Here is a 13,710-nt window from a genome sequence, read left to right on the forward strand (position 1 = left end):
TTCGGGGTCAGAGCGCGCTGTACGTCGGGCTCGGCATCGGGCTCTCCGACATCGTTGCCCGGCCGGAGAGCAGGGAGAGCAGCGGGGTGTCGCCGGCGCCGTCGGCGCGGTCGTGGGAGGTGCCGCCGGGGGCCATGAAGCGGCTGTTCTGGCCCGCGCCCTGGGTCCCCTGGTCGTCCTTGTCGCCCTGGCCGTTCTCGTCGGTCTGGCCGCTCTCGCCGTCGGAGTCGCCGGTGTCGCTGCGGTCCCCGCCCCGGTCGTTGGCGTCCTCGCCGGTGGTGTCGGTGTCGGCCAGGACGCCCTTGCAGTACTTCCACACATGCGTGGAGCCGCCCGCCGCACCCTGCAGGTCGCGCATGCGGTCGGCGGTGAGGTCCTTGCCGTCGCGTACGTCGCGGCAGGCCGAGGCGGCTCCGCTCCAGTCGTGGCCGACGTCCTCGCGGGCGGAACCGGTGCCGGGGTCGGTGGCCGTACCGCCGCGTGCCGTGTCGCGCGGGCTGCCCGCGCCGGCGGAGGAGCCGCTGGTGGCGCCGTCGGGCGTGGGCTCGCTCTCGGGGGCCATGGGCGACGGCGAGGCGAGCGGGCGGTCCGGTGTCACGGCGGCCGAGACCGAGGCGACCGGGTCCGGTTCGCCGTCGCCGAAGGGCGTCGGCAGCACTCCGGTTCCGGCCGCGACCGCCACGCCGCCGACCATGCCGACGGCCAGCGTGGCGACCAGTGCGAACCGGGCGGGGCGGCGCCGGCGGGGGCGCGGGTCGTCCGCGTCCGGGCCGCCGGCACGGTCGATACGGACGAGTCCCGCGTCGGAGGAGTGGGGACGGGCGCGGTGCCGACCGCGGGTCCGCTCGCCGGCCCAGTCACCGACCCAGTCGTCCGCACGCTCCGCGCGCACCTTCCGGAACGCGGCCAACGCGGCTGCCTCGCCGGGGAGTTCGCCGCTGGTCGGCGGGGTTTCGGCGGTCAGCGCACCCAGGGTCGTGGCGAGCCGTTCGGCCCGGTCGCGGTCGGCCGCGTCGACAGCTTCGAGTGACTCTCCGCACAGCAAACGCTCCGCTGTTTCGCGGTCCAGCCACTTGTACTGCTCGTCGGCCATCACATGTCCTTCTGCGTCCGCGCGCGCGTATCCGTCACACTCGCGGACGTCACCGCACGGCTGTGCGGTTCTCGCTGGGGCGGCAGGGCTCCGAGCCTGCCCGCCGATTCCGGATCGTCGTCGAGGAGTTCGGCGAGCCGTTTCAGACCCCGGTGCGCGGCCGTCCGTACGGCACCGGGCCGTTTGCCGAGCGTCTCGGCGGCGGTCTTCGCGTCGAGGCCCACGACCACCCGCAGGACGACGGCCTCGGCCTGGTCCTGCGGCAGCCGGGCGATGAGGGAGAGGGTGCGGTCGGTGGCCAGGGCCTCGATGGCCTCGCCCGCGGTGTCCGACTCGGCGGGCTTCCCGGTCAGCTCGGTCTCGTCGCCGCCGATCGCGGGGCGGCGGCCACGCATGCGCAGGTGGTCCAGGGCGCGGTTGCGGGCTATCCGGGCGGCCCAGCCGCGGAAGCGGTCCGCGTCCCCGCTGAACCGGTCCAGGTCACGGGCTATCTGCAGCCAGGACTCGGACGCCACGTCCTCGGCGTCCGGGTCGCCGACCAGCGTCCGGACGTAGCCGAGCAGCCGCGGGTGCACGGCGCGGTACACAGTCCGGAAAGCGGTCTCGTCCCCGTCCTGTGCCGCAAGCACCGCGGCCGTCAGCTCCGCGTCGTCCCCCAGCACCCGTGAATCCTCAATACATGGTCGAGTCGATGGTCGCGGCTTCGGGCCGTAGATGGTTGCGGTGATCATTCAACTTCCGCGCCCGGCGCGAAAGGCACGTTACGACCTGAAACCGCTGCTCGTCCATGTCCGTACAAAACGCAACTACCTTGTGACGCCATGACCGGCCCGGCGAGGTGTGACAGAAAACGCACTCATGGCGCTGAAGAAAGTACGGGCCGCCGCGCGGCCCGTGCCGCGCGACGGCCGGGGCCTCTCCTGTGGGGGGTGGCGGCCCCGGCCGTTGCCTCGGCAACGCGCCCGTGGGGCCCGTGAGCAGACCGGGGCGGACAGGACTACTGCTTCTTTTCCTGGGCCTTGTCGGCTTCTACGGCTTTGTCCTTGCCGTTGTCGGAGCTGTTGCCGGTGTCGCCGCCTGCGGGCTTGGCGGTCTTGTCCGGCTTGCTCCCGGTTGCCGCCGGCCGACCCAGCTGCCCGGCGCAGTAAGCGCTGACCTTCGCCTCGCCGCCCGCGGCCGCGACGAGCCGCTGCCAGGCCGTGGCGTCGAGCGCCCCGCTGCCCTTCGCGGCCTTCTGCTCGTAGGCACGGCAGTGGGCCTCGGTGTCCTTGGCGGTGGCCGGACGGTCCTTCGGGGCGGAGGCGGCGGGGGAGGCCGAGGGCTCCTCGCCGGGCCGGTCCGGGGCACTCGCGGAACCGGGGCGACCGCCCTGGTCACCGGCGTCGTCCTTCGCCGGTCCCGTCGAGCCGATCGCCGCGAACGCGACCCCGCCCAGCGTGAGGCTCGCGACGAACACCGACAGCGTCGCCTTCAGCGAGCGTGCCGTACGCCGCTGCTCCCGGGGCCGCCAGTCGTCCCGCCGCCGGGTACGCGCCCGGTGCGCCCCCGCGTCCCGAGCCGCCCGGAACGCGGCCACCGCCCGCTGCTCCGCCCCGGAGTCGAGACCGTCACCGCGCATGGCGGCGGCCAGCAGCGCTTCCAGCGTTTCGTCCCGCCCGGCCACGGTGTTCTCCGGGCGCACATGCCGACGGTCGGATGTCCCGCCGCCGCTGTGGTGTTCACCCATGCCGTGTCCGTCCCTGTCCCCGTCGCGCCGTCCGCGCCGCCGTCCGTCCTCGCCTGTCATGTCGACTCCCCCAGCGTCCGGGGCCCCTCATCCGTCACACCCTCGCCGCCCAGCTGCCGTGCCAGCCGCTTCAGACCCCGGTGCGCCGCTGTGCGCACCGCGCCGGGCCGCTTGCCGAGAACGCGGGCGGCGCCGGGTCCGTCGAGACCGACGACGACCCGCAGCAGTACGGCCTCGGCCTGGTCGCGCGGCAGCCCTCGGACCAGCTCCAGGGCGTACTCGGTGGAGAGCGACTCCAGCGCCTGGTCGTGGGTGCTGTGCGGGCCGGGCAGGTCCAGCATGTCCTGTTCCAGCGCCGCCGACCGGGGCCGTACCTTCTGCCGGCGCAGATGGTCCAGCGCCCGGTGCCGGGCGATGGTCGCGCTCCAGCCGCGGAACCCGGCCCCGTCGCCCTTGAACCGGCCCAGGTCCCGGGAGATCTCCAGCCAGGCGTCGGACGCCACGTCCTCGGCGTCGTCGCCGACCAGCCCGCGCAGATAACCGAGCAGTCCGGGCTGCACAAGCCGGTAGGCGACCGCGAAGGCGGCCTCGTCACCCTCCTGGGCCCGCGCTACGGCCGCGCCCAGTTCCCCGTCGTACGCCTTGACGCGGCGGGGTTCCCCTCCGTGGCCCAAGAACTGTCCTGTCCGTGCTGGTTCATGGCGATTCCATACCGTTCTGGGCGGTCGCTCTGGCCCAAGCCCCTCCACGACCACCAGCGTCGGACTCCGCGGAAGTGTCACAGCCGGTCAGACCATTACCTGAACATCACCTGTGACGTCTGGTCACTTCCGTACGCTGTGTAAGTGCCACCTGTGGGACAGGTGGTGTTTCTGTGACCAGTTTCCAGGGGTGGGGTAGTGAGTTCACGCAAGTCCCGTGCGTACAGACCGCTGAGCATGAAGAGACGGGCGTGGCTCACGCTCGGCGCGGTGGTGGTGGGAGCCGGCGGCGTGGCGACCTACGCCGCCGCCAGCCCGTCCACCGACGCGTCCGCGGCCGGGCGCGACAAGCGGCCCGTGAAGGTCTACGACCTCACGCTGAAGGCTCCCGAGACCGGCGAGCGTGAGCTGCCGCGCACCGAGACCAAGCAGTTCTCGCTGCTCGGTGTCTCCTGGACGGGGGCGACCAAGCACCTCGACGGCAAGGCCCAGGTGCGCACCCGGAGCCTCGACACCGGCGAGTGGACGGCCTGGCAGGACCTGGAGACGAACGTCGACCCGGTGGAGGACCCCGAGGAGCGTGCCGACGCGCGCGGCGCCTCGGAGCCGCTGTGGGTCGGCGCCTCGGACGGCGTGGAGGTGCAGGTCGTCCACGAGGACGGCTCCACCAGCTCCGGCCTGCCCAAGGGGCTGGAGGTCAACCTGGTCGACCCGGGTGTCGTGACCGCCGCCGAGACGAAGAGCACCGGGACCGAGCCGGCCGCCTACGCGGCGGACGTGACCCCGAGCCCCTCGGCCACCACACCGACCGCGCCGGCGTCCACGGTTCCCGAGCCGCCGATCACCTCGCGGGCCGGCTGGGGCGCCGACGAGTCGATCAGCCCCGACCCGTCGGAGTACAACGCCGACGTGAAGGCGGTCTTCGTCCACCACACGGCCGGGAGCAACGACTACTCCTGCGCCGACTCGGCGTCGATCGTCCGCGGCATCTACGCGTACCACGTGCAGACCAACGGCTGGAACGACATCGGCTACAACTTCCTGGTCGACAAGTGCGGCACGATCTTCGAGGGCCGCAAGGGCGGCGTCGACCTGCCGGTCCTGGGCGCGCACACCTACGGCTGGAACCGCGAGTCCACGGGCATCGCGGTGCTCGGTGAGTACACCTCCGCCGGCGCCTCGAACGCGGCCCTGGCGTCGGTCTCCCGTATCGCGGCCTGGAAGCTGGGCCAGTACGGCGTCGACCCCAACTCGACCGTCCAGCTCAAGGCGGGCGCGACCCAGAAGAACCTCGCCGGTACGAGCTTCACCTCGGGCGAGTCCTACACCTTCAACCGGATCTCCGGCCACCGCGACGGCTACGCCACCGAGTGCCCCGGCAACTCCCTCTACGCCCAGCTGCCGACCATCCGCGCCTGGGCGTCCGGACCGGTGAAGGGCCTGAAGCTCACCTCGCTCGACGGCGCGGCCCTGTCGGGCACGAAGTACTACACCAAGGGCGCGATCACCGCCCACTGGTCGGCCACGACCCCGGCCTCGCTGATCTCCAAGTTCGAACTACTGGTGGACGGCAACGTCGTGGCCACCGCCGCCGGTTCGGCCACCTCGGTCGGCACCACCGTGGCAGCGGGGAGCCACACCGTCGCCGTACGGGCCGTGCACCAGTCGGGCAAGCCGGCGACGACCGCCGCGCTGACCGTCGTGGGGGACACGACCGCGCCGGTCTTCTCGACCACGCCGAAGATATCCATGCGTACCGGCACCGTCAGCACCACCGCCGTCCCGGTCACCCTCGGCTGGAAGGCGACCGACGCCCAGGCCCTGAAGCAGGTGAAGCTGCTCGCCCCGACGACGGCCACCTTCGCCCCGACCACGACCAGCTCCCAGCGCACGGCCAAGTCGGGCACCGCCACCACCTGGAAGATGCGGGCCTACGACTTCGCGGGCAACTACCGCACCTCGGAACCCGCCTACACACCGGTGATCCTGCAGGAGACCTCGGCCACCAAGTCCGGTACCTGGACGAGCCGTTCCTCCTCCAGCTACCTCGGCGGGAAGTCGTACTCCAGCAGTTCGAAGGGCGCGAGCCTCACCTGGACGTTCACCGGCCGGTCCGCCTCCTGGGTGGTCTCGCGGGCGTCCAGCTCGGGGCAGGCGTACGTCTATGTCGACGGCACCAAGGTCGCGACCGTCGACCTGAAGTCCTCGACCACCAAGTACCGCCAGGCGATCTGGACGAAGTCCTGGTCCAGCAGCGCCAAGCACACGGTGAAGATCGTGGTGGTCGGTACCAGCGGCCGCCCGACGATCACGACGGACGGCCTGGTCTACATCAAGTAGCCGTTCACAAAGCGGTATCCACCGGCTCGGGCGTCCGCTCCCCCACACCCTGGGGAGTGGGCGCCCGTTCCGCGTCGATGACGATCCCCGCGACCAGCGCGGCCAGCAGCAGCGCGCCGAACGCCCACCAGGTGGCCACGTTGAAGCCGTGCACCGTGGCCTGCGCGGCGAGCAGTTGCTTGTCCACGCCGGGTCCGGCGTGCGCGGTCAGATAGGTCGAGGTCACGCTCGCAGCGATCGTGTTCAGCAACGCCGTACCGATCGAACCGCCCACCTGCTGGGCGGTGTTGAAGGTCGCCGAGGCCGCCCCCGCGTCCTGCGGCGCGACGCTCCCGGTGGCCAGCGAGACGGACGTCATCATCGCCGTACTCATGCCGAGGCCGAGCATCAGCATGCCGGGCAGGACGTGCGAGGCGTACGCCGGCTCCACGCCCACCTGCGCGATGATCGCCAGCCCGCCGGCGGCCACCAGCAGCCCTGGCACGATCAGGAACCTGGGCTGCACCCTGCCCAGCAGCCGCGCGGCGATCTGCGTCGAGCCGACGATCATCGCGACCGTCATCGGCAGATACGCGCACCCGGTCTTCAGCGGCGACCATCCGAGGACGCCCTGCAGGTAGTACGTCAGGAAGAGGAAGACGCCGAACATGCCGATCGTCACGAGCAGCACGGTCAGGAAAGCGCCGACCCGCTGACGGTCCTTCACGACGGTCATCGGCAGCAACGGCACCCGTGCCCGGGTCTGCCACAGGCCGAAGGCGCCCAGGAGTACGACACCGCCGGCCAGCAGCGTCACCACCAGGCCGTCGCTCCAACCGCGCGACTCCGCCTCGGAGAAGCCGTAGACGATCGACAGCATCCCGGCCGAGCCGAGCAGTGCGCCCGGCACGTCGAGGTGCGCGTCGGGGTGCCGCTCCCCGCGGGCGAGGATGACCCAGGCGCCCGCGAACGCGACCAGCGCGACGGGCACGTTGACGTACAGGCACCAGCGCCAGTCCAGGTACTCGGTGAGCAGTCCGCCCGCGAGCAGGCCGATCGCCGCGCCCGCCCCGACGATCGCCCCGAACACCCCGAAGGCCTTCGCGCGGTCCTTGGGATCGGTGAACGTCGTCGTGAGCAGCGACAGCGCGGAGGGCGCGAGCAGCGCGGCGAAGACGCCCTGCAGGGCCCGTGCCCCGAACAGCATCCCCTCGCCCGTCGCGGCCCCGCCGAGCGCGGAGGCGGCGGCGAAACCGAGGAGCCCGATCATGAAGGTGGTCCGGCGCCCCACAAGGTCCGAGACCCGCCCGCCGAGCAGCAGCAGCCCGCCGAAGGCGAGGGTGTAGGCGGTGATGACCCACTGCCGGTTCCCGTCCGACATGTTCAGGTCGGCCTGGGCGGACGGCAGAGCGATATTGACGATGGTCATGTCCAGCACGACCATCAACTGGGCGAGCGCGATGACTACCAGGGCCCACCAACGACGGTTGTCTGCCATGACTCCATCGTGCTCCCACCCGGCCCGGGTTGGGAACGCAAGCGTCTCTTATTACGGCCTTTTTACCGCCCTCATACCGACCCCGGACCCGGACCCGACCCCGTCGCGTCCCGGCACAGCAACCGCAGCGACCCGTCCCCGGCGAAGCACCGGCGGGCCTCATCGATGGGATCCCACAGCTTGCCGTCGGGCGTGCGCACCCAGTGGTCACCGCCGCCCGCCCACCACTCGGCACCGGTCTGCCGGACGACCACCTCACCGGCGTACGCCCCGAGCCCGCGCAGCACGCTCTCCACGGCGGCGTACGGCGCTCCCTCCCGCCGTATCTCGTCGATCATCCGGTCGACGCGCCACAGGCTCTGCGCCGAGTAGTCGAGTCGCACCCGCGCCCCCTCGCGCAGGGTCGCCACCGCGTCCGCCGCCCACCTCACCGGCTTCGTCGCAGCTGAGGGCCTGGTTTCCTGCTGAGTCGTCACATTCAAGAGAGCGTCACGGCGCGGAGTTTCGTCACCCCTGATCGGGGCGTTTTCCGGGACCGGCGCAGGACCGCCCCGGCTTCCCCGCATCCGCCGCACGACGGTCACAGGACTCCCCCAGTCGCGAGGGTTGACGCGGGAGTGACGGTTCGGCGCTCCCGTGCGCTCCAGTCACTGATGAACACGTACCTCCATCTCCGCGCGGTCCATCCCTCAGCGCTGCGCAACAGCACGACCTGGCTGCAACGGCTGTTCGAGGACGACTGGGACACCGTGCGGCACCGCATCGACCGGCATCGCGAGGAGATGCTGGACGGGCACTACCTCGACCACGAACTCCTCTACGCGGGCGCCCAGGTGGTCCTCGGCGGCCATCCGGTGTCCCATCCGGATCCGAAGACATCGCCGTTTCTGCTGCTCACCGCGGCCCAGGTGACCCGGGTCGCCGAGTTCCTGACGGACGCCGACTTCGAGGCCCTGTGGCAGGAGGCGCGCGAGGAACTGCTCAAGCCGTACGGTGACACGGCGACGGAACCGGAGGTACAGGGTGCCTTCGCGGCCGCGCACCGGGATCTGACCGCGTTCTACGAACGGACGGCGCTGTACGGGGACGCGGTGGTCAAGTGGCTGATCCAGTAAGCCAATGGGCCACTCGGTGGAGAACTCAGTGGACCAGTCAGTGGCTCAGCCAGTGAGTGGCCTAGGTGGATCAGCCAGTGAGCCACTGGCTGACCAGTTGGCCGGGTGGCTCAGCCACCGAACCTCACCCCCGCCGCCGGCTCCGCCGCGACACCACCGCCCGCAGCACCCGCCGCCCCTCCGTCGACACCGCCAGCGCGGGGCGCAGTCCGGCCTCGCCGTGGCCCGCGAGGAGTTCCAGGACGCTGACCTGGCGCCGCAGTTCGGCGGCGACGAGGGGTGACATGCCCTCCGTACGGCCCTCCCGGCGGGCGTCGATCGAGGACGCCCCGTCCTTCTGGTCCGTCAGCGGGTCGAGGATCCGGTGGATCTGCAGTGCGGCGACGGAGCAGGCGTCGGCCCACACGCGCATCTCGCCGGCGGACGGTTCGGCCGGCGCGGCGGCGAGCATCCGGCGGGCAAGCAGTACGGCCTGGTCCTCACCTGAGCCCTCGTCACCGGAGAGCTTGCCGCGCACCTGCTCCAGCCGCTCGCCCCAGTCACCGGCGCAGGCGTCCTCCGCGAGGCCCGCCCACAGCGGCCGCAGGATCTCGTCGTCGCCGCCCAGCAGGGGCACGCACCGATCCAAACAAGCCAACCCGCTGGCGGCCAGTCCGCGTTCGTCGGCCTGCGCGATCAGATCCACCAGGCTCATCCACGCCTCCCTCGCCAGGCGGTCTCCCCTTACGGAACCCGCGCTTCCCCTTACTGCGTGCGACGACCCGGGAGTGTCACAGGGGCACCACACCGAGCCGGTCGAGCATACGGAAGAAGAGGTTTTCGGCCAACGGTTCCGGCTCGGACGTCAGTACGTCGAGGAGCGGCTCCTCGGGCACGGTGTGACCCGCCTCCGCGGCCCAGGCGACGGCCCGCTCGGCGGCGTCCCGGGGCTCGAGGAAGTAGTCCTCGAGGGTGAGCCCCTCCTGGTCGGCCCCCAGGTACTTGGCCATGGCGGCCCGGGCCAGACAGGTCGTCCACGTCCCGCTCTCCGGCGCCGCCGCCTCCACGACCACCGAGGCGCTGTCCATGACGTATCCGAAGAGCGCGGGCGAACCGGTCTCCAGGGCCAGGCCGTTCATGCTCCCGACGTCGCCCTCGCCGCTCGCGTACTCCCAGACCTGCCATCCGTCCGGCGCCGATTCGCGCAGGACCATTCCCTCGGCGCCCGACAGCGCGTCCAGCTCGTTCAGCGGCCGCTCCTCGCGGCCCACGACGAAATACCCCCAGTAGCCCATCCCGTTCCCCCACGACAATCTCGGCTGCGGCTCGGGCCGAATACACCACAGTCGTAAGGAAGTTCGCAGCCGGATGGGCCAACTCGGTCAAGCCCGGTCAGGCCGCGACGGGCACCGGTCCCTGGTGGGCCTTCTCGTCCTGCATCCGGGTCAGCCGCAGCACGACGAGGACGGCGAACAGGGCGGCCCAGAGGTCGAGGGCGTCCGCGAACATCGCCTGAACCGTCGCGTCGTGGATCTCCTGGGCGGTGTCGGCCCGCTGGTACGCGCTGTACCCGACCCGGCCGGCGAAGAGCGCGACAATCCACAGCGTCCACCAGGTGTTGACCAGCCCGTGCCCGCGAGGCTTCCCCCACGGGCTGCTCGCGTCCCAGATGTCGAGGGCGATCCGGCGCGGGAACCAGAGGTTCACGATCGGCACGAACCAGGCCCAGATCGTCCAGCCGCGCTTCTTGCTGTGCCCGGACGAGTCGAACGCCTCGGCGTTGACCCGCACCCGCTGGAACCAGTTCAGGTACACGATGGCGCAGGCGATCAGCGTGACCGACTGGGCTGCGCTGGCCACGGTGTAGAGCACGTCCGCCTGATCGGCCCGCCGCACGACGGCGTCCCCGAAGTCGCCCGCGGCCAGGTCGCCCGAGGCGTCGTACATCAGGGCGCCCGCCCCGAGGGAGAACAGGTCGGCGGCGGCGACCAGTCCCAGCATCACGGCGGCGGCCCGCCCGAGCCCGACCGGCGAGCGCAGCCAGGCGGTCGGCGCGGCACCGGCCGGCAGGGCCTGGAACCCCGTGGGGGCGGCGCACTGGGTGCACAGGACGCCGTCGGGTGCCGCTTCGAAGTGATGGCAGCGCGTGCAGAGCATGACGGACGTCCCCCCGAGGTGTGGATGATCAGCAGACCGCGCCCGGCTCTCCCCAGAACCTCACGCGCGGCATGCGGAACATACGGTTCACCAGCCCCGTACGTCTACTGGGAAACCGTCGCCGGAATCCCTCAGCCCAGCCGGTCCGCCAGCGCCCTGAACTCCGTCCAGGACAGCGCCGGCTTCCCGGGATCCCACAGCTTCTGGACCGTTGCCCTGAGCGGCATCCTGATCCCCGCCGCGACCTGGTTCTGCGTCTGGGAGTCCGCGAGGTCGCACCACACCGCGAAGGACCCACCGAGGATCTGGTCGTCGTACTTCGAGGACACCGCCTGGGTGCCGCGTACGACGAGCGGCGTCCACTGCTCGTAGATCCGCTGTCCGGTCGGGTAGACGAAGGCGTTCGGCTGCCCAAGGACGTAGTACAGGAACTCGTCGTTGTAGTTGACGACCTTCCGCCCCGCGCTCAGGTACTCGACCGGCTGCCGCGCGCCGATCTCCTTGCCCGTCCAGTACCCGACCTGGATGTCCTCGTCGGGCTGCACGGACGTACCGCGGAAGAAGCCGTCGTTCCAGGCGCGGGGGATCTTGTCGTGGTCGCGGACGACGGCGGCGCGGTCGTTGAGCCAGCCCGTCGTCAGGTCGGCGACGCTCGCGCCGGAGCCGTAGGCCTCCCTGGCGGCGGTGGCGAGCTGCGGATAGGACGTCTCGGGGCTGGAGACCATCAGCGCCCGGTACTCGTCGCCGCCGAGGTTCCAGAAGGCGCCGGGGAACAGGTCGGCGTACTCGTTCAGCAGATCGTCGACGATCTCGGCGGACGCGTCCTTGGAGATGTCGACCGCGCCACGGGCGGCGACCCCCTGCGCGTTGCGGAGCTGCAGCTCGGGATGCGCGGCGATGACCGCGCCCAGATGCCCGGGTGAGTCGATCTCCGGCACCACACTGATGTGCCGGCTCTCCGCCAGCGCGACGATCTTCTTCACCTGCGCCTTGGTGAGGTGCTCCTTGGACACGATCTCGGGATGCGAGTCGGACTCGATCCGAAAGCCCTGGTCGTCGGAGAAGTGAAGGCCGATCTGGTTGAACTTGAGATCGCCCAGCTCCCGGACCCGGTCCTCGATCCAGTCGGCCGTGAAGTGCTTGCGCGCGATGTCCAGCATGAACCCGCGCACCGGCTTGGCCGGCTCGTCGCGCACGACGCCCTCCGGCGCCGTACCGCCGCCGTGCACCTCCTGCTTGAGCGTGCGGGTGCCGTAGAACACGCCCGAATCGTCCGGCCCGCTGATGTTCACCCGCCCGCCGCGCACGGTCATGGTGTACGACTCCGAGTCCGCCCCTTCGTCGTCGTTCAGCGCCAGTCGTACGTCCCCGGCGCGCACGTCGTCCTTCTCGCCCGCGTACGTCAGCCCCAGCTCACCGGCGAGCAGCCGCCCCTCGTCGGCGAGGTCGGCGTCGTTCACGACGACGCGCTCACCGGAGGCGGGACGCCAGCCCGGACCGCGCGCGGGGGTGTGCTCGCGCACGGCGGGGATGGTGCGGGGGGTCTTGGAGAGGGCGTAGGAGCGGGTCGGGCTGGGCGTCGGGGTCGGGGAGGGGTCCGGCGAGAGCGCGGACCTGCCACCGGACGGCGACTGCGCCGACCCGGTCGGCTCGCTGTCGTCCCCGGCCCACAGACCGAGTCCCACACCCGCCGCGACGGTCACGGCGACCGCCCCGATGATCAACCCCCGGGTCTGCCCCACCTGCAGCTTCCCCCGGCCCTGCCCCTGGCGCTGTCCCTGCCGTTTCCTGTGCTGGCTCACAGCGTCAACCTAGGGCCTCGAGAGAACGGGCGTTGTCCACCACGCGTTCCGAAACTCTCCCGTGCGGGTGAAATTCGGGCATCCGTCGGACAGGTCATGTCCACTCTCGATAACGTGGCGTCACATCTCTCACAGCTTCCTCTGCCGAAACACACGTGACGCCCACACACCTTCCTGGCCGAGTCGCCATACCCGAGCAGACCCGCGGCACACCGTCCCAGTCCCACCTGGACCGGTTCAACTCCGCATCCGCCGACGACCTCCAGCGCACCCTCCTCGCCTGCCTGCGCAGCCTCCGCTGGTCCCGCCGTATCACCGACCACCGCCCCTACCCGACCCTCGACGCCCTACTCGCGGCATCGGACGAGGCGGCCTACGACCTGACGCCGGTCGACCTGTCGGAGGCACTGGCAGGCGAGACGCTGCCCGCGCTGCCCGACGGCACCTACTCGGCCGCCCACATGGCCATGGATGCAGCACACGCCGCATACGAGGCCAAGTTCGGTCATTCCTTCGTCATCTGCCTGGACGGCCTGCCCCCGGAGGAGGCCCTGGACCAGGTCCTGGCAGGCATCCGGTCACGATTGACGAACGACCCGGAGGAGGAACGGGTGGTTGCGGCGGAGGAGCTCCGGCGCCTCGCAAGGGGACGCTTGGTGGACGCACTCAGGGGCGCGGGGCTGTGACATGTGCGGCTCCGCCGCGGGGCGCGACCAGCCCCAACGGCGCCGCACCCGGCACACAACGGGACACCCCACCCCAGAAGCCGCAACGCTAACCCATACGCGTGCCACTTTGATCACACCAGTAGGCCCCCCGTAAGCATCCCGACAACACGTCGCTACGATGCTGGGGGCCGGTGGACCGTACCCGGCCGGGCCCGACCGACATCCAAAAGCCGGCGCGGCCCTAATCCCCGCTCCCGGAGGGCTTCCGTGCCGGCTGGAACGCTGTACCGCGGCCGGGAAGGAATGTGGTCCTGGGTGGCTCATCGAGTCACCGGCGTCCTCATCTTCTTCTTCCTGTTCGTTCACGTGCTCGACACCGCACTCGTCCGTGTCTCCCCCGAGGACTACGACAAGGTCGTAGCCACGTACAAGACCCCGCTCGTCGCGTGCCTGGAGTACGGCCTCGTCGCCGCCATCCTGTTCCACGCTCTCAACGGCCTTCGGGTCATCGCCGTCGACTTCTGGTCGAAGGGCCCGCGCTACCAGAAGCAGATGCTCTGGTCCGTCGTAGGCCTGTGGGTCGTGCTGATGATCGGGGCGATCTACCCCGTCCTCGGCCACGCCGCTCGTGAACTGTTCGGGAGCTGAGACC

Annotated in this window: 14 protein-coding genes; 4 read left to right on the top strand and 10 right to left on the bottom strand. The window is 71.1% G+C overall.

Features of this window, described 5'->3' with window-relative positions; translation table 11 throughout:
• Window positions 1-7: 7 nt before the first annotated feature.
• The 4 genes from IG08_RS0106600 to IG08_RS0106615 form a co-directional block, all read right to left on the bottom strand.
• Window positions 8-1,093: a hypothetical protein gene (locus IG08_RS0106600; protein ID WP_043453423.1), complete on the bottom strand. Its 1,086-nt coding sequence runs from the start codon at window positions 1,091-1,093 to the stop codon at window positions 8-10.
• Entirely contained in the window at window positions 1,093-1,755 is a 663-nt protein-coding gene (locus IG08_RS0106605) for an RNA polymerase sigma factor (RefSeq protein ID WP_030597390.1), read from the bottom strand. Before IG08_RS0106605 ends, IG08_RS0106600 begins: the two co-directional genes overlap by 1 nt.
• Window positions 1,756-2,090: 335 nt before the next feature.
• Window positions 2,091-2,879: a hypothetical protein gene (locus IG08_RS0106610; RefSeq protein WP_052424506.1), complete on the bottom strand. Its 789-nt coding sequence runs from the start codon at window positions 2,877-2,879 to the stop codon at window positions 2,091-2,093.
• A complete protein-coding gene (locus IG08_RS0106615; RefSeq protein WP_030597395.1) occupies window positions 2,876-3,493 on the bottom strand; it encodes an RNA polymerase sigma factor in 618 nt (205 codons plus the stop codon). Before IG08_RS0106615 ends, IG08_RS0106610 begins: the two co-directional genes overlap by 4 nt.
• A 264-nt stretch (window positions 3,494-3,757) precedes the next feature.
• Between IG08_RS0106615 and IG08_RS0106620 the strand changes: the two genes are divergently transcribed.
• Window positions 3,758-5,860, top strand: a complete 2,103-nt coding sequence (locus tag IG08_RS0106620; protein WP_030597397.1) for a peptidoglycan recognition protein family protein — start codon at window positions 3,758-3,760, stop codon at window positions 5,858-5,860.
• Between the two features lie 4 nt (window positions 5,861-5,864).
• Here the strand turns inward: IG08_RS0106620 and IG08_RS0106625 are convergent, their stop codons facing one another.
• A complete protein-coding gene (locus IG08_RS0106625; protein ID WP_030597400.1) occupies window positions 5,865-7,337 on the bottom strand; it encodes an MFS transporter in 1,473 nt (490 codons plus the stop codon).
• A 71-nt stretch (window positions 7,338-7,408) separates the two neighbouring features.
• On the bottom strand, window positions 7,409-7,813 hold the full coding sequence (locus IG08_RS0106630) for a hypothetical protein (protein ID WP_078655472.1): 405 nt from the start codon (window positions 7,811-7,813) through the stop codon (window positions 7,409-7,411).
• Between the two features lie 177 nt (window positions 7,814-7,990).
• Here IG08_RS0106630 and IG08_RS0106635 point away from each other — a divergent pair, with 177 nt between their 5' ends.
• Window positions 7,991-8,452 (top strand): DUF1877 family protein, encoded by a 462-nt coding sequence (locus IG08_RS0106635; RefSeq protein ID WP_030597405.1) that lies wholly within the window; start codon window positions 7,991-7,993, stop codon window positions 8,450-8,452.
• 124 nt (window positions 8,453-8,576) lie between these two features.
• Here IG08_RS0106635 and IG08_RS0106640 read toward each other — a convergent pair whose 3' ends face one another.
• From IG08_RS0106640 to IG08_RS0106655, 4 genes are all read right to left on the bottom strand, one after another.
• Window positions 8,577-9,146, bottom strand: a complete 570-nt coding sequence (locus tag IG08_RS0106640; RefSeq protein WP_030597408.1) for a hypothetical protein — start codon at window positions 9,144-9,146, stop codon at window positions 8,577-8,579.
• Window positions 9,147-9,222: 76 nt separating this feature from the next.
• Window positions 9,223-9,726 (bottom strand): hypothetical protein, encoded by a 504-nt coding sequence (locus IG08_RS0106645; RefSeq protein ID WP_030597411.1) that lies wholly within the window; start codon window positions 9,724-9,726, stop codon window positions 9,223-9,225.
• A gap of 97 nt (window positions 9,727-9,823) precedes the next feature.
• Window positions 9,824-10,588 (bottom strand): DUF4328 domain-containing protein, encoded by a 765-nt coding sequence (locus tag IG08_RS0106650; protein ID WP_030597414.1) that lies wholly within the window; start codon window positions 10,586-10,588, stop codon window positions 9,824-9,826.
• Between the two features lie 131 nt (window positions 10,589-10,719).
• On the bottom strand, window positions 10,720-12,330 hold the full coding sequence (locus tag IG08_RS0106655; protein ID WP_420823281.1) for a beta-N-acetylhexosaminidase: 1,611 nt from the start codon (window positions 12,328-12,330) through the stop codon (window positions 10,720-10,722).
• A 215-nt stretch (window positions 12,331-12,545) separates the two neighbouring features.
• Here IG08_RS0106655 and IG08_RS0106660 point away from each other — a divergent pair, with 215 nt between their 5' ends.
• Both IG08_RS0106660 and sdhC read left to right on the top strand, forming a co-directional pair.
• On the top strand, window positions 12,546-13,076 hold the full coding sequence (locus tag IG08_RS0106660) for a 2-oxo-4-hydroxy-4-carboxy-5-ureidoimidazoline decarboxylase (RefSeq protein ID WP_030597419.1): 531 nt from the start codon (window positions 12,546-12,548) through the stop codon (window positions 13,074-13,076).
• Between the two features lie 3 nt (window positions 13,077-13,079).
• Entirely contained in the window at window positions 13,080-13,706 is a 627-nt protein-coding gene (sdhC, locus tag IG08_RS62420) for a succinate dehydrogenase, cytochrome b556 subunit (protein WP_267964957.1), read from the top strand.
• The last annotated feature ends 4 nt before the right edge of the window (window positions 13,707-13,710 follow it).

Origin of the sequence: Streptomyces fulvoviolaceus (assembly GCF_000718165.1) — a bacterium.
In the GTDB taxonomy this organism is placed as follows: Bacteria; Actinomycetota; Actinomycetes; order Streptomycetales; family Streptomycetaceae; genus Streptomyces; species Streptomyces fulvoviolaceus.

Excerpts from the sequence above, each read along its gene's own strand:
- IG08_RS0106635 (WP_030597405.1), top strand. The coding sequence starts at position 7,991 with ATGAACACGTACCTCCATCTCCGCGCGGTCCATCCCTCAGCGCTGCGC.
- IG08_RS0106625 (WP_030597400.1), bottom strand. The coding sequence starts at position 7,337 with ATGGCAGACAACCGTCGTTGGTGGGCCCTGGTAGTCATCGCGCTCGCC.
- IG08_RS0106600 (WP_043453423.1), bottom strand. The coding sequence starts at position 1,093 with ATGGCCGACGAGCAGTACAAGTGGCTGGACCGCGAAACAGCGGAGCGT.
- IG08_RS0106620 (WP_030597397.1), top strand. The coding sequence starts at position 3,758 with ATGAAGAGACGGGCGTGGCTCACGCTCGGCGCGGTGGTGGTGGGAGCC.
- IG08_RS0106645 (WP_030597411.1), bottom strand. The coding sequence starts at position 9,726 with ATGGGCTACTGGGGGTATTTCGTCGTGGGCCGCGAGGAGCGGCCGCTG.
- IG08_RS0106640 (WP_030597408.1), bottom strand. The coding sequence starts at position 9,146 with ATGAGCCTGGTGGATCTGATCGCGCAGGCCGACGAACGCGGACTGGCC.
- IG08_RS0106610 (WP_052424506.1), bottom strand. The coding sequence starts at position 2,879 with ATGACAGGCGAGGACGGACGGCGGCGCGGACGGCGCGACGGGGACAGG.
- IG08_RS0106650 (WP_030597414.1), bottom strand. The coding sequence starts at position 10,588 with ATGCTCTGCACGCGCTGCCATCACTTCGAAGCGGCACCCGACGGCGTC.